Raw genomic sequence first — 19,198 nt, 5'->3', positions numbered from 1 at the left:
CAGGACTAGACAAGCGGTATCGATCAGCCGATGGCCTTGGAGGCCAGCCAGAACAGGCCGGCGGCAAGGCCCATCGAGGCTGGCAAGGTCAAGACCCAGGCCAGCAGGATGGTCTTCACGGTGCCGCCTTGCAGGCCGCTTTTGTTGGCGACCATGGTACCGGCCACACCCGACGACAATACGTGGGTGGTCGAGACCGGCAGGCTGAACACGTTGGCCATGCCGATGGCACAGGCCGCGGTGATCTGCGCCGACATGCCCTGGGCGTAGGTCATGCCCTGCTTGCCGATCTTCTCGCCGACGGTCAGTACCACGCGCTTCCAGCCGACCATGGTGCCTAGGCCCAGCGCCAGGGCAACGGCCACGATCACCCAGAACGGTGCATATTCGGTGGTGGCGGTCAGGTCTTTGCGCAGCTTCTCGAGGTCGGCCTTTTCACGGCTTTCCAGGCCTGGAAGCTTGCCGACCTTCTTGGCGGTGTCATCCAGGCAGAGCAGGTAGCGACGGACTTCGACGCGCTTCTCTGCGCTCAGGTCGCGGTAGTCGGTGACACCGTGCAGCGACGATTGCAGGGCGGCGATGGTCGGCTCGGTCTGCTGCGGGTTGCAGCTGAACTGCTCCGGCAGGTCGGTCGACTTGGCCTTGCCCAGTGCCAGGAACTCGCCCAGGGTGGCGGCGTTGCGCTGGTAGAACTGGCTCATGTGCAGGGTCGCGTCGCGGGTGCGCTCGATCTGGTAGGTGGTGCTGTTCAGGTCGAGGACGAACTTGGCAGGAACGATGCCGATCAGTACCAGCATGATCAGGCCGATGCCTTTCTGGCCGTCATTGGAGCCATGCACGAAGCTGACGCCCATCGCGGAAATCACCAGCACCAGACGGTTCCAGAAGGGTGGGTGCTTCTTGTCGTCCAGCTTGCGGCGTTGTTCCGGTGTCTTGTGCATCTTCGACAGCGGGCGCCACCATTTGAGACCGATCAGTACCAGGGCGGCGACGGCGAAGCCGGCCATCGGCGAGACCACCAGCGACATGGCGATGTCGATTGCCTTCTGCCAGTTGACGCCATCGCCCAGGGGGATGTCGTTGATCAGGGCATTGGCCAGGCCCACACCGAGGATCGAGCCGATCAGGGTATGGGAGCTGGAAGCGGGAATGCCGAAGTACCAGGTGCCCAGGTTCCAGGTGATGGCCGCGGCCAGCAACGAGAAGACCATGGCCAGTCCGTGGCCGGTGTTCACGTTGATCAGCAGTTCGACCGGCAGCAGGTGGACGATGGCATAGGCCACCCCGACACCGCCGAGCAGAACCCCAAGGAAGTTGAACACCCCGGAGAAGAATACAGCCAGGTGCGGTGGCATGGCTTTGGTATAGATGACAGTGGCTACCGCGTTGGCGGTGTCATGAAAGCCATTGATGAACTCGAATGCGAGCACGAAGGTCAGAGCGAGCAGCAAGCTCACCAGCACCCACGCATCCAGTCCGCTGAATAAATCGATCATGAAGGTTGTCTGGCGGTCATAGGGGGGCGCGATTATGCCAGAAAACCTTGGCAATCGATGCCCCCGCGACAGATCGACGAGGCAGAGAAACCCTCGTTGATGCTGTCGATAGTGGAGAGATCAGCGAGGATTTGCGCGGTTAAAGTCGGTAAAAAACCGTAATAAAACAGGCAAAATTCGCAATCGTGAAAATGCGGAGCGATTCAAACGGCTGTATGAAATTTGTATAATTCCATTTCATTCATGTCGCTTCAGTAAAACCCTGGCGCGCACCAACACCCTGCAGGCGGTGGTGCGTCACTTCGCAAGTCACACCGGGTCAGGTGTTCTCGCTGCGCAGTTCCTTTTCCATTTTTTCCAGCTCTTGGGCGAAGACCTGGTCTTGGACAGTGGCGCGCTTGCGCCAAGGTTTGCGCTCAGGTTCCGATTGCGCGGCGTAGGTGGTGACTTCACCACCGTATACTTCCTTGTAACGTTCAGCCTGGCGCTCGAGTTCCGCGCGCAGTTCTTCTTTCGTCACAGTAATACCCGAATAGGTTGAAATTTTGCCTTGGCCTTCATCCTGCAAAGTTATGCAGGCGGCTACGTCACCAAGGCGAACATGCTGTCGCAGCGACAGGATCCATGAGGTACATGGCACTTGGATTAACGGGGAGTAGGCCCTGAGCCCTGCACCTGGCTTGCTGGCGGCGGCTCGAAGGAGACGCCGGAGGCGGTCGTTCTGTAAAGAGCGATCCGGCCAGCGAATTTGATTATAGCAATCGATAAGTCAATGGCCATCATTCTTTAACGGCACGTGCCAAAACATTCAAAAAGTTATGGACGGCGCACGATGGCGATAATCAGATTGACCCTGAAAGTTTGAGGCGTGCGCGCCCATGGAAGTTCGGCGAACAACAAGAAAAAGAAAAACGGCCTCGTAGGTAACGAGGCCGTTGCCTGGGGACTTCTACGGTGGGTACCTGACCAGTCTCTCCAAAGAAGCCACATGTGGCAGGAGAAAGGTATAAGCAAAAGTGTCAGCGGTCAATTGCGATTATCGGCCGTTGGTTCGATAATCGCACAAGCGACCGTTTTTTTTGAGGTTCACCATGAGCGAAGAAACCCAGGACAAGGCCTCCTCCACTCCAGAGCCAGGACGTACCGCAGCGCCTGCGCTGGCACCGCCGATCGTGGCCTCGCCCGCCAAGCGTATCCAGGCGTTCACCGGTGACCCGGACTTCATGACTTCCCTGGCCCGTGGACTGGCGGTCATCCAAGCCTTCCAGGAGCGCAAGCGCCATCTGACCATCGCCCAGATCAGCCATCGCACCGAGATCCCGCGGGCGGCGGTGCGCCGCTGCCTGCATACCCTGATCAAACTGGGTTACGCGACCACCGATGGGCGCACTTACTCGCTGCTCCCCAAGGTCCTGACCCTGGGGCATGCGTATCTTTCCTCGACCCCCCTGGCGGTGTCCGCGCAGCCTTATCTGGACCGGATCAGCGATCAGTTGCACGAGGCGGCCAACATGGCGACGCTCGAGGGCGACGACATTCTCTACATCGCCCGTTCGGCCACGGTGGAGCGGCTGATCTCGGTCGATCTGTCGGTGGGGGGCCGTTTGCCGGCCTACTGCACTTCCATGGGGCGTATCCTGCTGGCGGCGCTGGACGATGCCAGCCTTTGGGAATACCTCGAACGGGCCGACCTCAAGGCCCGCACCAGCCGGACCCTGCACGATCCGGACTCGCTGTTCGCCTGTATCCAGCAGGTGCGCGCCCAAGGCTGGTGCGTGGTGGACCAAGAGTTGGAGCAGGGGCTGCGCTCGATCGCCGTGCCGATCTATGACGCCTCCGGGCAGGTGCTCGCGGCGCTCAACGTCAGTACCCACGTGGGGCGAGTGACGCGCAGCGAATTGGAGCAGCGCTTCTTGCCGATCTTGTTGGCGGCCAGTCGGGATCTCTGTCACCAGTTGTTTGGGTAGCGTGGTGGGGCCGCTTTGCGGTCCCTTCGCGGTACAAGATCGAACCGTTCAGCGCGTTTCCTGTTCGATAAACGCACAGTCTCGTTTCCTGCGAATTGCACGCGCCCGATGTGCTGATTAATGTCTTTCGCAGCGGTCGGTTTGCCGACCGGGCAATAACAACATCGAGACGCACCCCATGAGCACAGTCCTTTCGCTGCCGCGGCCGCACCCGCCTGCAGCGTCGCCGCTTTCTGGCTGATCCACCGACTCATTCGCTTATCCTGCTCCCTGCGCACGCCCAGTGTGCAGTGGCCTGCCTGCGCCTCATTTTCCGGACAACAACAATGAATAAACCGCAAATCGCTGTCGGAAATTGCCTCGACGTCCAATCCTTCATCAATGACCAGCCACTGTCCCGCTATCAATGGCGGGTGGTGATCCTGTGCTTTCTGATCGTTTTTCTCGATGGCCTGGATACCGCTGCCATGGGCTTCATCGCGCCGGCCCTGTCCCAGGAGTGGGGCATCGATCGCGCAAGCCTTGGCCCGGTGATGAGCGCCGCGCTGATCGGCATGGTGTTCGGTGCCCTGGGTTCCGGGCCTTTGGCTGACCGCTTCGGGCGCAAGGGCGTTCTGGTCGGCGCGGTGCTGGTATTCGGTGGCTTCAGCCTGGCCTCGGCCTATGCCACCAACGTCGATCAACTGCTGGTGCTGCGTTTTCTCACCGGCCTGGGGTTGGGTGCTGGTATGCCCAATGCCACTACGCTGCTCTCCGAATACACCCCCGAGCGACTCAAGTCGCTGCTGGTGACCAGCATGTTCTGCGGCTTCAATCTGGGCATGGCAGGTGGTGGCTTCATTTCCGCCAAGCTGATCCCGGCCTACGGCTGGCATAGCCTGTTGGTGATCGGTGGGGTGCTGCCGTTGCTGCTGGCTGTGGTGCTGCTGGGGTGGTTGCCGGAGTCTGCGCGGTTTCTGGTTGTGCGCAATCGCGGGATCGACAAGGTCCGCAAGACCTTGGCTCCGATTGCCCCAGCCAAGGTGGCCGAGGCATCCAGCTTCAGCGTGCCGGAACAGAAGGCAGTGGCGGCTGGTAACGTGTTCGCGGTGATCTTCTCCGGTACCTATGGCCTGGGCACGGTATTGCTCTGGCTGACCTATTTCATGGGGCTGGTCATCGTCTACCTGCTGACCAGTTGGTTGCCGACGCTCATGCGTGACAGCGGCGCGAGCATGGAGCAGGCCGCGTTCATTGGCGCGTTGTTCCAGTTCGGTGGTGTGCTAAGCGCAGTGGGCGTGGGCTGGGCGATGGACCGCTTCAATCCGCACAAGGTGATTGGCCTGTTCTATCTGTTGGCGGGGGTGTTTGCCTATGCGGTGGGGCAGAGCCTGGGCAACATGACGCTGCTGGCGACCCTGGTGCTGGTAGCGGGCATGTGCATCAACGGCGCGCAATCGGCCATGCCCTCGCTGGCCGCGCGGTTCTACCCCACCCAGGGGCGCGCCACCGGGGTGTCGTGGATGCTCGGCATCGGTCGATTCGGCGCGATCCTCGGCGCCTGGAGTGGCGCGACATTGCTGGGGCTTGGCTGGAATTTCGACCAAGTGCTGTCCGCGCTGTTGGTGCCGGCAGCACTGGCCACCGTGGGCGTGGTGGTGAAGGGGCTGGTGAGCCACGCCGACGCGACCTGATCGCTCAGGAGGGGGCGTGCGCTAAGGTCTGGAACGAATGGATAGTAGAGCAACAAATTGTTCGATAATCGAACGAAAGTGCGATTATCGGATTGTAAGCGCCCCGTCCACCTCCTTAATCTGAGCCTATCGCAGCGATGCATCGGCCCGCTGCTCCCTGACCCGACTCGTCCTGACCAGGAGTCTCCAATGGCAGCAATCCTCTCGCTTCACGACGCTGTGAAGCAATTCATCCAGGATGGCGACACCGTCGCCCTCGAAGGTTTCACCCACCTGATCCCGACCGCCGCCGGCCATGAGATCATCCGTCAGAACAAGCAGGATCTGACCTTGGTGCGCATGACCCCGGACCTGATCTACGACCAGTTGATCGGTGCCGGCTGCGCGCGCAAGCTGATCTTCTCCTGGGGCGGTAACCCCGGTGTGGGCTCGCTGCACCGCCTGCGCGATGCGGTGGAAAAACAGTGGCCTCACGCCCTCGAAATCGAAGAGCACAGCCATGCTGACCTGGCCAACGCCTACGTCGCGGGTGCCTCGGGTCTGCCTTTTGCCGTGCTGCGCGCCTACGCAGGCTCCGACCTGCCGAAGGTCAACCCGCTGATCAAGAGCGTGACCTGCCCCTTCTCCGGCGAAGTGCTCGCCGCGGTGCCGTCGGTGCGCCCGGACGTCACCGTGATCCACGCCCAGAAGGCCGACCGCAAGGGCAACGTGTTGCTCTGGGGCATTCTGGGTGTGCAGAAGGAGGCGGCCCTGGCGGCCAAGCGCTGCATCGTCACCGTCGAGGAGATCGTCGACGACCTGCAGGCGCCGATGAATGCCTGTGTCCTGCCGACCTGGGCACTCAGTGCCGTATGCCTGGTGCCGGGCGGCGCCCATCCGTCCTACGCCCATGGTTACTACGAGCGCGACAACCGCTTCTACCAGGCCTGGGACCCGATCGCCCGCCACCGTGAGTCGTTCACCGCCTGGATCGACACCTATATCCGTGGCACCGCCGACTTCAATGAATTCAAGGCCAAGCTGGCCAGCACCGCGGAGGCTGCGCAATGAGCTATTCCACTTCCGAAATGATGACCGTCGCCGCAGCCCGTCGCCTGCGTAACGGTGCGGTCTGCTTCGTGGGTATCGGCCTGCCGTCCAAGGCTGCCAACCTGGCGCGCCTGACGTCCTCGCCGGACGTGGTGCTGATCTATGAATCTGGCCCGATCGGTGCCAAACCCAGCGTGTTGCCGTTGTCGATCGGTGACGGCGAGCTGGCCGAAACTGCCGATACCGTGGTGCCTACCGCCGAGATCTTCCGCTACTGGCTGCAAGGCGGACGCATTGATGTGGGCTTCCTCGGTGCTGCCCAGGTCGACCGTTTCGGCAACATCAACACCACCGTGGTCGGTGACTACCACGCGCCCAAGACCCGCCTGCCGGGTGCAGGCGGTGCGCCGGAGATCGCCGGCTCCGCCAAGCAGGTGCTGATCATCCTCAAACAGTCGCCTCGCGCCTTCGTCGAGACGCTGGACTTCATCACCTCGGTCGGTCACGGCGAGGGCGGCGATTCGCGCAAACGCCTGGGCCTGCCGGGCGATGGCCCGGTCGGCATCATCACCGACCTGTGCATCATGGAGCCGGAAGCCGGCACCCACGAGTTCGTGGTCACCTCGATCCACCCGGGCGTGACCCGCGAGCAGATCGTCGCCGCCACCGGTTGGCCGATCCGCTTCGCGGACAGCGTGCAGACCACCGATGCCCCCACCGAGGTCGAGCTGGGCGCTCTGCGCGACCTGGAAGCCCGCACCGCCGCTGCCCATGGCCAGACGGCAGGAGAAGCCTGATGCGTGACGTATTCATCTGCGACGCCATCCGCACCCCCATCGGCCGCTTCGGCGGCGCCTTGGCCGGCGTGCGTGCCGACGACCTGGCGGCGGTGCCGCTCAAGGCGCTGATCGAGCGCAACCCGCAGGTTGACTGGTCGCAACTCGACGAGGTGTTCCTGGGCTGTGCCAACCAGGCTGGCGAAGACAACCGCAACGTGGCGCGGATGGCGCTGCTGCTTGCCGGCCTGCCGCAGAGCGTTGCGGGCGTGACCCTCAACCGCCTGTGCGCCTCGGGGATGGATGCGGTCGGTACCGCGTTCCGTGCCATCGCCAGCGGTGAGATGGAACTGGCGATTGCTGGCGGGGTGGAGTCGATGTCCCGTGCTCCATTCGTCATGGGCAAGGCCGAGAGCGGTTACTCGCGCAACATGAAGCTTGAGGACACCACCATCGGCTGGCGCTTCATCAACCCGCTGATGAAAGCCCAGTACGGCGTGGATGCCATGCCCGAGACCGCCGACAACGTGGCCGACGATTACCAGGTTTCGCGCGCCGATCAGGACGCCTTCGCCCTGCGTAGCCAGCAGAAGGCAGCGGCAGCCCAGGCGGCAGGGTTTTTCGCCGAAGAGATCGTGCCGGTGCGCATCGTTCACAAGAAGGGCGAGACATGGGTCGAGCAGGACGAGCACCTGCGCCCGGAGACCACCCTGGAGGCCTTGGCCAAGCTCAAACCGGTCAACGGCCTGGACAAGACCGTCACCGCTGGCAATGCCTCGGGCGTCAACGATGGTGCGGCTGCGCTGATCCTGGCGTCGGCTGAAGCAGTGAAAAAGCATGGCCTCACCCCGCGTGCGCGGGTGCTGGGCATGGCCAGTGCCGGCGTGGCGCCTCGGGTGATGGGGATTGGCCCGGTGCCAGCGGTGCGCAAGCTGACCGAGCGACTGGGCATCGCGGTGGCGGATTTCGATGTCATCGAGTTGAACGAAGCCTTCGCCAGCCAGGGCCTGGCCGTGCTGCGCGAGCTGGGTATCGCGGACGACGCCCCGCAGGTGAACCCCAACGGCGGCGCCATCGCCTTGGGCCATCCGCTGGGCATGAGCGGCGCTCGTCTGGTGCTGACCGCGCTGCATCAACTGGAGAAGAGCGGTGGGCGCAAGGGCCTGGCGACCATGTGCGTCGGCGTAGGGCAGGGGCTGGCGTTGGCGATCGAACGCGTTTGATCGGGTGACGTCCGGCAGGTTCGGCGCATTCGCGGGTAACCCACACACAGGCTCACCGTTGAACCTGTGGGCGCGGGTTTACCCGCGAATGGGCGTGAGCTGGAGCACAAGGACGGGCCCCTGTTGAGCCACTGCCTCACGATTGGGATCAGCCAGGTGCAGGCAGGACAGCGGAACGAGATTGTTACTGGGTATGTCTAGACTTAGCAGTGACCTTCTAGGAGTAAGCACGTCATGACCTCTAGCTACTACACAGGCGAAGAACGCAGTAAGCGCATCTTCGCCATCGTCGGTGCCTCCTCGGGCAACCTGGTGGAATGGTTCGATTTCTACGTCTATGCCTTCTGCGCGATCTACTTCGCCCCGGCCTTCTTCCCCTCGGACGATCCCACCGTGCAGCTGCTCAACACCGCCGGGGTGTTCGCCGCAGGCTTTCTGATGCGTCCGATCGGTGGCTGGATCTTCGGCCGTCTGGCCGACCGCCACGGTCGCAAGAATTCCCTGATGATCTCGGTGCTGATGATGTGCGGCGGCTCGCTGATCATCGCCTGCCTGCCGACCTACGCGAGCATCGGCACCTGGGCGCCGGCCCTGTTGTTGCTGGCGCGGCTGATCCAGGGGTTGTCGGTGGGCGGGGAGTACGGCACCACCGCGACCTACATGAGTGAAGTGGCATTGCGCGGGCAGCGCGGCTTCTTTGCCTCGTTCCAGTACGTCACGCTGATCGGCGGGCAATTGCTGGCAGTGTTGGTGGTGGTGATCCTGCAGCAGGTGCTGACCGAAGACGAACTGCGTGCCTATGGCTGGCGCATCCCCTTCGTGGTCGGTGCCATCGCCGCGCTGATCTCGTTGATGCTGCGTCGCTCGCTGAAGGAGACCAGCAGCGCCGAAGCCCGCCAGGACAAGGAAGCCGGCACCATCAGCGGGCTGTTTCGCAATCACGCCGCGGCCTTCATCACCGTGCTGGGCTATACCGCCGGCGGTTCGCTGATCTTCTACACCTTCACCACCTACATGCAGAAATTCCTGGTCAACACCGCCGGAATGAACGCCAAGAGCGCCAGTTTCGTGATGACCGGGGCGCTGTTCCTGTTCATGATCCTGCAACCGCTGTTCGGCATGTTGTCCGACCGCATCGGCCGGCGTAACTCGATGATGCTGTTCGGCGCCTTGGGCACGGTGTTCACAGTGCCACTGCTGATGGCGCTCAAGACCGTGACCAGCCCGTTCCTGGCCTTCGTGCTGGTGACCCTGGCGCTATGCATTGTCAGTTTCTACACCTCGATCAGTGGTCTGGTGAAGGCCGAGATGTTCCCCACACAGGTTCGGGCCCTGGGCGTTGGCCTGGCCTATGCGGTGGCCAACGCGGTGTTCGGCGGGTCGGCCGAATACGTGGCGCTGGGCTTGAAAACCCTGGGGATGGAGAACACCTTCTATTGGTACGTGACCGCCATGATGGCGGTGGCCTTCCTGTTCAGCCTGCGCTTGCCGAAGCAGGCAGCGTATCTGCACCACGATCATTAAGGACGTTGCATGACCAACCAGCTCTTCGACGCTTACTTCACAGCACCCGCCATGCGCGAGATTTTCTGTGACCGTGGCCGCCTGCAGGGCATGCTCGATTTCGAGGCGGCCCTGGCGCGCGCCGAAGCGGCCGTCGGGCTGGTGCCGCACAGCGCCGTGGCGGCCATCGAGACTGCCTGCCACGCCGAACGCTATGACACCCGAGCCCTGGCCGAGGCCATCGCCACGGCGGGCAACTCGGCGATTCCCTTGGTGAAGGCTTTGGGCAAAGTGATCGCCAGCGGCGTGCCCGAGGCCGAACGTTACGTGCACCTGGGGGCGACCAGCCAGGACGCTATGGACACCGGGCTGGTGCTGCAATTGCGCGATGCCCTGGCGTTGATCGAGGCCGACCTTGCCCGGCTGGCCGAGACCCTGGCCCGCCAGGCCCTGCTGCATGCCGATACGCCCTTGGTGGGGCGCACCTGGCTGCAGCACGCGACGCCGGTCACCCTGGGCATGAAGCTGGCCGGGGTGCTGGGCGCATTGACCCGCCATCGTCAGCGTCTTGCAGAGTTGCGTCCGCGCCTGCTGTGCCTGCAGTTCGGCGGTGCTTCCGGCAGCCTCGCGGCCTTGGGCAGCAAGGCCTTGCCGGTGGCTGAAGGGTTGGCCGGCGAGCTGGGCTTGAGCTTGCCCGAGCAACCTTGGCACACCCAGCGCGATCGGCTGGTGGAGTTCGCCTCGGTGCTGGGGTTGGTGGCCGGCACGCTGGGCAAGTTCGGGCGCGATGTCAGCCTGCTGATGCAGACCGAGGCGGGGGAGCTGTTCGAGCCCTCCGCGCCGGGCAAGGGCGGCTCCTCGACCATGCCGCACAAGCGCAACCCGGTGGGCGCGGCGGTGCTGATCGGCGCCGCCACGCGGGTGCCGGGCCTGGTGTCCACGATGTTCGCGGCCATGCCTCAGGAGCACGAGCGCAGCCTGGGCCTGTGGCACGCCGAATGGGAAACCCTGCCGGAAATCTGCTGCCTGGTGTCCGGCGCCCTGCGCCAGGCCCAGGTGGTCGCCGAGGGCATGGAGGTGGATGCCGAGCGCATGCGTCGTAACCTGGACCTGACCCAGGGGCTGGTACTGGCCGAAGCGGTGAGCATCGTCCTGGCCCAGCGTCTGGGGCGTGATCGCGCTCACCATCTGCTGGAGCACTGCTGCCAGCGCGCTGTGGCCGAACAACGCCATCTGCGCGCGGTGCTGGGCGAGGATGCGCAGGTCAGCGCCGAACTGAGCGCGGAAGAACTCGACCGTCTACTCGACCCTGCCCATTACCTGGGCCAGGCCCGCGTCTGGGTGGCGCGGGCCGTGGCTGAACATCAACGTTTCACTGCCTGAAGGAGACCGCTGTGGCGCAACTGCAACTGGCCGATGGCGTATTGAACTATCAACTCGACGGCCCAGAGCACGCCCCGGTGCTGGTGTTGTCCAACTCGTTGGGTACCGACCTGCACATGTGGGACACGCAGATCCCGGCGTGGACCGAGCATTTTCGCGTGCTGCGCTACGACACCCGTGGCCACGGCGGCTCGCAGGTCACCGAGGGCCCTTATCGCATCGAACAGCTGGGCCGTGACGTGCTGGCGCTGCTCGATGCGCTGGATATCCCGCGGGCCCACTTCGTCGGCCTGTCCATGGGCGGCCTGATCGGTCAGTGGCTGGGTGTGAATGCCGGCGACCGTCTGCTCAGCCTGACCCTGTGCAACACCGCTGCGAAGATCGCCAACGACGAGGTGTGGAACACCCGAATCGACACCGTGCTCAAGGGCGGCCAGCAGGCGATGGTCGACCTGCGCGATGCCTCCATCGCCCGCTGGTTCACCCCAGGCTTTGCCCAGGCCCAGCCCGAACAGGCCCAACGTATCTGCCAGATGCTGGCGCAGACTTCCCCCGAAGGCTACGCGGCCAATTGCGCGGCGGTGCGTGATGCGGACTTTCGTGAGCAACTGGCAGGGGTGACGGTACCGACCCTGATCGTCGCGGGCACCGCGGATGCGGTGACCACGCCGGAGCATGGTCGCTTCATGCAGGCGCAGATCCCGGGGGCGGCGTACGTGGAGTTTGCAGCGGCGCACCTGTCCAATGTCGAGATCGGCGCGCCGTTCACCCGTCGGGTGCTCGATTTTCTGCTCGCCTGCTGAGGAACCTCCGATGGATGAGAAACAACGCTACGACGCTGGCATGCAGGTGCGCCGCGCCGTGCTCGGTGATGCCCATGTGGACCGCAGCCTGGAGAAGCTCAACGACTTCAATGGCGAGTTCCAGGAAATGATCACCCGCCATGCCTGGGGCGATATCTGGACCCGCCCGGGCTTGCCCCGGCATACCCGCAGCCTGATCACCATCGCCATGCTCATCGGCATGAACCGTAACGATGAGCTCAAGCTGCACCTGCGCGCGGCCGCCAACAACGGCGTGACACGCGAAGAGATCAAGGAGGTGATCATGCAGAGTGCGATCTACTGCGGGATCCCGGCAGCCAATGCCACCTTCCACCTGGCCGAGTCGGTGTGGGATGAGTTGGGGGTAGAGTCTCGCCAGTGAGGGAAAGGGGGCTGCGTTGCAGCCCATCGCGATACAAGGCCGCTCCTAGAGGCCCGACGCTGTATCTGGAGCGGCTCTTGGTGTTATCGCACTGCCGTTTTCTTGTGCCGCACCGCCACGGGTCCGGCATTGGCCTCCACGGCGCGCTTGAGCGCCGGGCACAGCCCCAACATGAAGGCCAGCTCCGCCACCACGAACAGCGGGCCGATGATCAGCCCGCTGATATCGTCCACGAATGCCGGCTTTCGGCCTTCGTAATAATGGCCGACGAACTGGATGATCCAACCCACCACGAAGGCACCGAGCCCGGCGCTCAGCCACAGCCCGGTGGCCTGCACCGCGAGCGCCTGGCCGATCCACAGGCACACCCCCAGCAACGCGCCCATGACCAACCCGAAGCGTACATCCAGGCGCAGGTAGAACCACACCGAGGCGGCGGCGACCAGCAGCGCGGGGGAGAGCCATAAACCTGCCATCGATACACCGGGGCGTGACAGCAGAATGGTCACCGCCAGCACGATCAGCGGAATTCCGACGAAGTGGGTAGCGATGTTGCGTGGGTCGCGGTGATAGCTGGCGTACTGGCTCAGGTGGTCGACGAGGGTCTTCATGGTTGTTCCTCCCTGGGGGCCTGGTTTTCCAATGCCTGTATCGGCCCATTGGCGGATAAGCCCGCCCTCGCAAAGGGCCCATATGGGCCGATGAGAGCGGGTTCACTCGTGAACGGGCTTGATGCTGAGCATAGCGCCAGGCCAGCAGCGCCGGAACCGGGGGCGGGTGATGGCCTGCCATCAGCGCTGCGAATGATGGCCTGGCCTGGCTATAGCAGGTTCAGCGGATAGCTGATGATCAGGCGGTTCTCGTCGAACGCGTTGGTGCTGAAGTCCCGGCGCATGGTGGAGTTGCGCCATTTCAGTGACAGGTCCTTGAACGTGCCGGCCTGGATCACATAGGCAAGCTCGGTTTCCCGGGCCCATTCCTTGCCGTCAGTGACACCGCCTGCCTGCACGTTGTCGCCTTTGATGTAGCGGTTCATCAAGGTCAGGCCGGGCACGCCGAGGGCGACGAAGTTGAAATCGTGGCGCAACTGCCAGGAGCGCTCCTTGGCATTGTCGAAGCTCGAGTTGTAGCTGTCGTTGGCCAGGGTGCCGCCGCTGGTGCCGTTGACGCGCATCCAGGCGTCATCACCGCTGACTTTCTGCAAACCCAGGTAGAACGTATGGCCTTGGTAGCGTGCCGAGAGCATGGCCGAGGCGGTGCGGTTGTCCAGTTTGCCGGCGCGCTCGGCACCGTCCTCGCCGCCGACGAAGTAGCCGAGATTGGCGCCTAGGGTCCAGTCGCCCAGCGGTTGGCTGTGTACCAGGTTCAGGTACTGCTGGCGGTAGATGTCCTTGAGCTGGGCGTTCCACAGGCCAACCATCGTGCGCTTGTCGTTGAAGGTGTACTCGCCGCCCGCGAAGTTGAAGCGATCGGAGGTGAAGGCGGCTAGGCCATTGAGCGACATGTCTTCCATGCTGGCGTCGTTGCGCGGGCTGTTGCCACGGAACTGGCCGGCGTACAGGGTCAGCCCGGCGATCTCCTGGGAGGTGAGCTGGCCGCCGCGGAAGGTCTGCGGTAATGAGCGGCCGTCGTCCGAGCGCAGGATCGGCAGCACCGGCATCCATTCACCGACCTTCAGTTCGGTCTGCGACACCTTCGTTTTGAGCGCCACGCCAAGGCGGCCGAAATCATCGGCGGGGCGGCCGTCGTCATGCACGGGCAGCAGGTGGGTGCCGGCCGTGCCCTTGCCGCCATCGAGCTTGATCGAGTAGAGCCCGAGCACGTCCAGGCCGAAACCGACCGTGCCTTGGGTGAAGCCGGAGCGGGCATCGAGAATGAAGCTCTGGGTCCATTCTTCGGCCTTACCCTGGCGGTTGGCCGGGTCGACGAAGTTGCGGTTGATGTAGAAGTTGCGCAGGTTGAGGGTGGCCTTGGCACCTTCCACGAAACCGCTTTCAGCGGCCAGGGAGGGCAGGGCGCAGGACAAGGCCAACAGGCCGGGCAGCAGCTGGCGTGCGGGTTGCAAAATGCTCATCGGTTGCGGATCTCTTGTTTTTATTTGGGCGAGCCGGTGCGCTGCGGGTGCGGGCCGCAGGGTCTGGCGTCTTTTGGTGAGAGCGTGTGCAACGTTGCGTGGGCGATGGTGCGGGGGAAGTCGGGGGTGAGGCAATTCGCTCGAAGCGGAACGGGGCGGTAATCGAACGGAATGTTCGTAGTGGTTAATTTATGCTGCCAGGGCTGGCCTGCCATGAAAAAGCCCACCGCAAGGGTGGGCTCGTTGTTGCCATTGGGTCGATCAGCTTTTCGGTGTATCCACCGAAGCTTGCTGATTGGCCTGCCCGGTCTGCTCGTACCAGCCGCCACCGAGGGCCTTGTACAGGTTGACCTCGCTGACCAGCTGCGAAAGCCGGTCGTTGATCAGCGATTGCTGCGAGCTGAACAGGTTGCGCTGGGCATCGAGGAAGGTCAGGTTGCTGTCGATCCCGATGCGGTAGCGACGCTCGGCCAGGCGGTAGTAATCCTGGTTGGCGGACACCAGGTCGCGCTGGGCCTGCAGTTGCTCCTCGAAGGTCTTGCGTGCCGCCAGGCCATCGGAGACTTCCTGGAAGGCGGTCTGGATGGTCTTTTCGTACTTGGCGACGTTGATGTCCTTCTGGATCTTCGAGTAGTCCAGGCTCGCTTTCAGGCTGCCCGCGTTGAAGATCGGGAGGTTGATCTGCGGCTGGAACAGCCAGGTGCCCGACCCGCCCTTGAATAGCCCGCCCATGTCCGGGCTCAGGGTACCGGCGTTGGCGGTCAGGCTGATGCTCGGGAAGAACGCGGCGCGGGCAGCGCCGATGTTGGCGTTGGCGGCCTTGAGCAGGTGCTCGGCTTCCTGGATGTCTGGACGACGTTGCAGCAGGTCCGATGGCAGGCCGGCCGGGACCTCGGCCAGTTGGTCGGCGTCGAGCTGAAGCGGTGCCGGCAGGTCGGCCGGCACGCCGGTGCCCAGCAGCACGGTCAGGCTGTTCAGGTCCTGGGCGACCAGGCGCTGGTACTGCGCCAGCTTGACCCGCGCGCCTTCAACGGCGGTACGGGCCTGGCTCACATCGAGTGCCGACGCCACACCCACCTCATTGCTGCGGCGGGTGAGGTTGTAGCTTTCGACATAGGTCTTCAGGGTTTCTTCGGTCAGCTTGAGCTGCGCCTGGTCGGCCTGCCAGGTGTAGTAGGCGTTGGCCACGCTGGCGACCAGGGCGATCTGCGTGGAGCGGCGGGCCTGCTCACTGGAGAGGTAGGTCTCCAGGGCCTGCTCGGTCAGGCTGCGCACACGGCCGAACAGGTCCAGCTCATAGGCGCTGACGCCCAAGGTGGCCGAGTACTGGCTGGTGATGCCCGCCTCGCCGGTCTGCGACATGTTCGCCGGCACCCGCTGGCGGCTGCCGCTGCCATTGGCCGAAACCGCCGGGAACAGGTCGGCCCGCTGGATGCGGTACTGGGCCCGGTAGGCGTCGATGTTCAGGGCTGCGACACGCAGGTCGCGGTTGTTGACCAGCGAGGTCTGGATCAACTGCTGCAGCGCAGGATCATGGAAGAACTGACGCCAGCCCTGCTCGGCGGCGGCCACGTCGGCCGACTGGGTCGGCGAGTACGCAGGGCCTTGCGGCCACTGCGCAGCCACCGGCGACTCCGGGGTCTGGTAGTCAGGAATGAGCGAGCAGCCGCCGAGAATGAAAGCGGTTACCGCCAGGGATAACAAAGACTTGGTCATTGCCCAGCCTCATAACGAGTAGTTTCAGGGGTGGCGTCGGATTCAGGCTTCTTGCTGCCGAACAGCGACGACACTGCTACGAAGAACAGCGGTACCCAGAAGATGGCCAGCACGGTCGCACTGATCATACCGCCGATCACCCCGGTGCCGATGGCGTGCTGGCTGCCCGAGCCTGCGCCGCTGGCGATGGTCAACGGTACCACGCCGAGGATGAACGCCAGCGAGGTCATGATGATTGGACGCAGACGCATACGGCAGGCTTCGATGGCCGCGTCATACAGGCTGCGGCCCTGCTCGTGCAGTTCCTTGGCGAATTCGACGATCAGGATCGCGTTCTTCGCCGCAAGACCGATGGTGGTCAGCAGGCCGACCAGGAAGTACACGTCGTTGGACAACCCGCGCATGCTGGTGGCGATCAGTGCACCGATGATACCCAGCGGTACGACCAGCACGACGGCGATCGGGATCGACCAGCTTTCGTACAGGGCCGCCAGGCACAGGAACACGAACAGGACCGAGAGGGCGAACAGCGCCGGCATCTGCGAACCGGAGAGTTTTTCCTCATAGGACATGCCGGTCCAGGAGTAGCCAATGCCCGCTGGCAGTTCGCCTGCGATGCGCTCGACTTCGGCCATGGCTTCACCGGTACTGTATCCCGGCGCCGGGGCACCGAGGATTTCGACCGCTTCCACGCCGTTGTAGCGCGAGAGCTTCGGCGAGCCGTAGCTCCATTCACCCTTGGCGAAGGAGGAGAACGGCACCATCTCGCCCGCGCCATTGCGCACGTACCACTTCTGCAGGTCTTCCGGGCTCATCCGGGCGCTAGGTTCGCCCTGGATGTACACCTTCTTGACCCGGCCGCGGTCGATGAAGTCGTTGACGTAGCTACCGCCCAGGGCGATCGACAGGGTGGCGTTGATGTCGGCGATGGTCACGCCCAGGGCGCTGGCACGTTCGTCATCGATGGTCAGCTGGTACTGAGGCTCGTCGTTCAGGCCGTTCGGACGCACCGCGCTGAGCACCTTGCTCTGGGCGGCCTTGGCCAGGAACTGGTTGCGCGCTTCCATCAGTTTCGCGTGGCCGACACCGGCGCGGTCCTGGAGGAACACGTCGAAGCCGGTGGCGTTGCCGAGTTCGAGTACCGCAGGTGGCGCGAAGGCGAACACCATGGCGTCACGGAAGCTGAAGAAGTGTTGCTGGGCACGGGCAGCGAGGTTGAACACGCTGTTTTCCGCCGAGCGCTCCTCCCATGGCTTGAGCATGATGAATGCCATGCCCGAGCTCTGGCCACGGCCAGCGAAGTTGAAGCCGTTCACGGTGAAGACCGAGGAGACGGTGTCAGCTTCGTCCTTGAGCAGGTATTCGCGCATCTGGTCAACCACCACCTGGGTGCGTTCGGCACTGGAGCCTGCCGGAGTCTGGACCTGGGCGAACAGCACGCCCTGGTCTTCTTCAGGCAGGAACGCGGTGGGGATGCGCATGAACAGCCAGATCATGCCGACCACGATCAGGGCGTAGGCCAGCAGGAATGGGATCTTGTTGCGCAGGATGCCGCCGACGCTGCGCTCGTAGCCTTGCACGCTGCGGTCGAAGTTGCGGTTGAACCAGCCGAAGAAGCCGCGCTTGGCCACATGATGCTCGCCTTTTTTCAGCGGCTTGAGCATGGTGGCGCACAGGGCCGGGGTGAAGATCAGCGCCACCAGCACCGACAGGCCCATGGCCGATACGATGGTGATGGAGAACTGACGGTAGATCACACCGGTGGACCCGCCAAAGAAGGCCATCGGCAGCAGTACCGCCGACAGCACAAGGGCGATACCCACCAGTGCACCCTGGATCTGCTCCATGGAGCGCTTGGTCGCCTCCTTGGGCGGCAAGCCCTCCTCGGACATGACCCGCTCGACGTTCTCCACCACGACGATCGCATCGTCCACCAGCAAGCCGATGGCCAGGACCATGGCGAACATGGTCAGGGTGTTGATGCTGAAGCCTGCGGCGGCGAGGATGCCGAAGGTACCCAGCAACACCACCGGTACGGTCATGGTGGTGATGATGGTGGCGCGGAAGTTCTGCAGGAACAGGTACATCACCAGGAACACCAGGACCACCGCTTCGATCAGCGTGTGAATCACACCGCTGATGGATTCGGTGACCACCGGGGTGGTGTCATACGGGAACACGGCCTTCACGCCCGGCGGGAAGAACGGCTCCAGTTCGCTGATGGTCTTGCGCAGCGCCTTGGCGGTATCCAGGGCGTTGGCGCCGGTGGCCAGCTTGATCGCCAGGCCCGAGGCCGGGAAACCGTTGTACTGGGCACTGATGGCGTAGTTTTCACCGCCCAGGCCGACTTTGGCGACATCGCTCAGGCGCACCTGAGAGCCGTCGTTGTTGACCTTGAGCAGGATCTTCTCGAACTGCTCGGCGGTCTGCAGGCGGGTCTTGCCGATGATGGTGGCGTTGAGCTGGGTACCCGGCATGGCCGGCAGGCCGCCGAGCTGGCCGGAAGAAACCTGCACGTTCTGTGCGCTGACCGCGTTGCGCACGTCGACCGGGGTCAGCTGGAATTTGTTCAGCTTGGCCGGATCGAGCCAGATACGCATGGCGTACTGGGCGCCGAACACCTGGAAGTCACCCACACCGGCAGTCCGCGAAATCGGGTCCTGCATGTTGGAAACGATGTAGTTCGACAGGTCGTCCTTGGTCATGCTGCCGTCTTCGGACACCAGGCCGATCACCAGCAGGAAGTTCTTCACTGCCTTGGTGACACGAATACCTTGCTGCTGCACTTCCTGCGGCAGCAGCGGGGTGGCCAGGTTCAGCTTGTTCTGTACCTGGACCTGTGCAGTGTCAGGGTTGGTGCCCTGCTCGAAGGTGGCGGTGATGGTCATGCTGCCGTCGGAGTTGCTCTCCGAAGACACATAACGCAGGTTGTCGATGCCGTTGAGCTGCTGTTCGATGACCTGCACCACGGTGTCCTGCACCGTCTGCGCCGAGGCGCCCGGGTAGGTCACGGCGATGGCGATGGCCGGAGGCGCGATGCTCGGGTACTGGTTGATCGGCAGCTTCAGGATGGAGAGCGCGCCGACCAGCATGATGACCAAGGCGATCACCCAGGCGAAGATCGGGCGATCGATAAAGAACTTCGACATGGT

15 protein-coding genes are annotated in these 19,198 nt (G+C 63.6%); 9 read left to right on the top strand and 6 right to left on the bottom strand.

What is annotated here, in order from left to right; all coding sequences use genetic code 11:
* Window positions 1-23: 23 nt before the first annotated feature.
* Both IEC33019_RS12920 and IEC33019_RS12915 read right to left on the bottom strand, forming a co-directional pair.
* On the bottom strand, window positions 24-1,496 hold the full coding sequence (locus tag IEC33019_RS12920; RefSeq protein WP_070093772.1) for an inorganic phosphate transporter: 1,473 nt from the start codon (window positions 1,494-1,496) through the stop codon (window positions 24-26).
* 319 nt (window positions 1,497-1,815) lie between these two features.
* On the bottom strand, window positions 1,816-2,016 hold the full coding sequence (locus IEC33019_RS12915) for a hypothetical protein (protein ID WP_070093773.1): 201 nt from the start codon (window positions 2,014-2,016) through the stop codon (window positions 1,816-1,818).
* Window positions 2,017-2,587: 571 nt separating this feature from the next.
* Between IEC33019_RS12915 and pcaR the strand changes: the two genes are divergently transcribed.
* The 9 genes from pcaR to pcaC all read left to right on the top strand — a co-directional run bounded on the left by pcaR (window position 2,588) and on the right by pcaC (window position 12,256).
* Window positions 2,588-3,463: a pca regulon transcriptional regulator PcaR gene (gene pcaR, locus IEC33019_RS12910; RefSeq protein ID WP_070093774.1), complete on the top strand. Its 876-nt coding sequence runs from the start codon at window positions 2,588-2,590 to the stop codon at window positions 3,461-3,463.
* A 326-nt stretch (window positions 3,464-3,789) separates the two neighbouring features.
* Window positions 3,790-5,136 (top strand): MFS transporter, encoded by a 1,347-nt coding sequence (locus tag IEC33019_RS12905; RefSeq protein WP_070093775.1) that lies wholly within the window; start codon window positions 3,790-3,792, stop codon window positions 5,134-5,136.
* A gap of 189 nt (window positions 5,137-5,325) precedes the next feature.
* Window positions 5,326-6,186 (top strand): CoA transferase subunit A, encoded by an 861-nt coding sequence (locus IEC33019_RS12900; RefSeq protein ID WP_070093776.1) that lies wholly within the window; start codon window positions 5,326-5,328, stop codon window positions 6,184-6,186.
* On the top strand, window positions 6,183-6,962 hold the full coding sequence (locus IEC33019_RS12895; RefSeq protein ID WP_070093777.1) for a CoA-transferase subunit beta: 780 nt from the start codon (window positions 6,183-6,185) through the stop codon (window positions 6,960-6,962). The genes IEC33019_RS12900 and IEC33019_RS12895 overlap by 4 nt, the downstream gene beginning before the upstream one ends.
* Window positions 6,959-8,164 carry a 3-oxoadipyl-CoA thiolase gene (gene pcaF, locus IEC33019_RS12890; RefSeq protein WP_170831800.1) on the top strand — a complete coding sequence of 402 codons (1,206 nt, stop codon included), beginning with the start codon at window positions 6,959-6,961 and terminating at the stop codon, window positions 8,162-8,164. The genes IEC33019_RS12895 and pcaF overlap by 4 nt, the downstream gene beginning before the upstream one ends.
* 234 nt (window positions 8,165-8,398) lie before the next feature.
* On the top strand, window positions 8,399-9,688 hold the full coding sequence (locus IEC33019_RS12885) for an MFS family transporter (RefSeq protein WP_070093779.1): 1,290 nt from the start codon (window positions 8,399-8,401) through the stop codon (window positions 9,686-9,688).
* 9 nt (window positions 9,689-9,697) lie between these two features.
* Entirely contained in the window at window positions 9,698-11,050 is a 1,353-nt protein-coding gene (locus IEC33019_RS12880; RefSeq protein WP_070093780.1) for a 3-carboxy-cis,cis-muconate cycloisomerase, read from the top strand.
* A gap of 11 nt (window positions 11,051-11,061) precedes the next feature.
* Window positions 11,062-11,853 (top strand): 3-oxoadipate enol-lactonase, encoded by a 792-nt coding sequence (gene pcaD / locus IEC33019_RS12875; RefSeq protein WP_070093781.1) that lies wholly within the window; start codon window positions 11,062-11,064, stop codon window positions 11,851-11,853.
* Between the two features lie 10 nt (window positions 11,854-11,863).
* The gene (pcaC, locus tag IEC33019_RS12870) at window positions 11,864-12,256 is read left to right on the top strand and encodes a 4-carboxymuconolactone decarboxylase (protein WP_070093782.1); all 393 of its coding nucleotides are present in this window, start codon (window positions 11,864-11,866) and stop codon (window positions 12,254-12,256) included.
* 83 nt (window positions 12,257-12,339) lie between these two features.
* On the opposite strand, the gene IEC33019_RS12865 is transcribed toward pcaC, so the two are convergent.
* The 4 genes from IEC33019_RS12865 to ttgB form a co-directional block, all read right to left on the bottom strand.
* A complete protein-coding gene (locus tag IEC33019_RS12865; RefSeq protein WP_070093783.1) occupies window positions 12,340-12,867 on the bottom strand; it encodes a DUF962 domain-containing protein in 528 nt (175 codons plus the stop codon).
* Window positions 12,868-13,076: 209 nt separating this feature from the next.
* Window positions 13,077-14,330, bottom strand: a complete 1,254-nt coding sequence (locus IEC33019_RS12860; RefSeq protein WP_099593612.1) for an OprD family porin — start codon at window positions 14,328-14,330, stop codon at window positions 13,077-13,079.
* A gap of 261 nt (window positions 14,331-14,591) precedes the next feature.
* On the bottom strand, window positions 14,592-16,046 hold the full coding sequence (locus IEC33019_RS12855) for an AdeC/AdeK/OprM family multidrug efflux complex outer membrane factor (RefSeq protein ID WP_070093785.1): 1,455 nt from the start codon (window positions 16,044-16,046) through the stop codon (window positions 14,592-14,594).
* Entirely contained in the window at window positions 16,043-19,195 is a 3,153-nt protein-coding gene (gene ttgB, locus IEC33019_RS12850) for a multidrug efflux RND transporter permease subunit TtgB (protein WP_070093786.1), read from the bottom strand. The genes IEC33019_RS12855 and ttgB overlap by 4 nt, the downstream gene beginning before the upstream one ends.
* Between the last annotated feature and the right edge of the window lie 3 nt (window positions 19,196-19,198).

It is taken from the genome of Pseudomonas putida, from assembly GCF_002741075.1.
GTDB classification, from domain to species: Bacteria; Pseudomonadota; Gammaproteobacteria; order Pseudomonadales; family Pseudomonadaceae; genus Aquipseudomonas; species Aquipseudomonas putida_T.
The sequence above is the reverse complement of the archived record's forward strand: the minus strand, read 5'-3'. Positions and strand labels throughout refer to the sequence as shown.

Excerpts from the sequence above, each read along its gene's own strand:
- IEC33019_RS12895 (WP_070093777.1), top strand. The coding sequence starts at position 6,183 with ATGAGCTATTCCACTTCCGAAATGATGACCGTCGCCGCAGCCCGTCGC.
- ttgB (WP_070093786.1), bottom strand. The coding sequence starts at position 19,195 with ATGTCGAAGTTCTTTATCGATCGCCCGATCTTCGCCTGGGTGATCGCC.
- IEC33019_RS12880 (WP_070093780.1), top strand. The coding sequence starts at position 9,698 with ATGACCAACCAGCTCTTCGACGCTTACTTCACAGCACCCGCCATGCGC.
- IEC33019_RS12865 (WP_070093783.1), bottom strand. The coding sequence starts at position 12,867 with ATGAAGACCCTCGTCGACCACCTGAGCCAGTACGCCAGCTATCACCGC.
- pcaC (WP_070093782.1), top strand. The coding sequence starts at position 11,864 with ATGGATGAGAAACAACGCTACGACGCTGGCATGCAGGTGCGCCGCGCC.
- pcaR (WP_070093774.1), top strand. The coding sequence starts at position 2,588 with ATGAGCGAAGAAACCCAGGACAAGGCCTCCTCCACTCCAGAGCCAGGA.
- IEC33019_RS12905 (WP_070093775.1), top strand. The coding sequence starts at position 3,790 with ATGAATAAACCGCAAATCGCTGTCGGAAATTGCCTCGACGTCCAATCC.
- IEC33019_RS12855 (WP_070093785.1), bottom strand. The coding sequence starts at position 16,046 with ATGACCAAGTCTTTGTTATCCCTGGCGGTAACCGCTTTCATTCTCGGC.
- IEC33019_RS12885 (WP_070093779.1), top strand. The coding sequence starts at position 8,399 with ATGACCTCTAGCTACTACACAGGCGAAGAACGCAGTAAGCGCATCTTC.
- IEC33019_RS12860 (WP_099593612.1), bottom strand. The coding sequence starts at position 14,330 with ATGAGCATTTTGCAACCCGCACGCCAGCTGCTGCCCGGCCTGTTGGCC.
- IEC33019_RS12900 (WP_070093776.1), top strand. The coding sequence starts at position 5,326 with ATGGCAGCAATCCTCTCGCTTCACGACGCTGTGAAGCAATTCATCCAG.
- IEC33019_RS12920 (WP_070093772.1), bottom strand. The coding sequence starts at position 1,496 with ATGATCGATTTATTCAGCGGACTGGATGCGTGGGTGCTGGTGAGCTTG.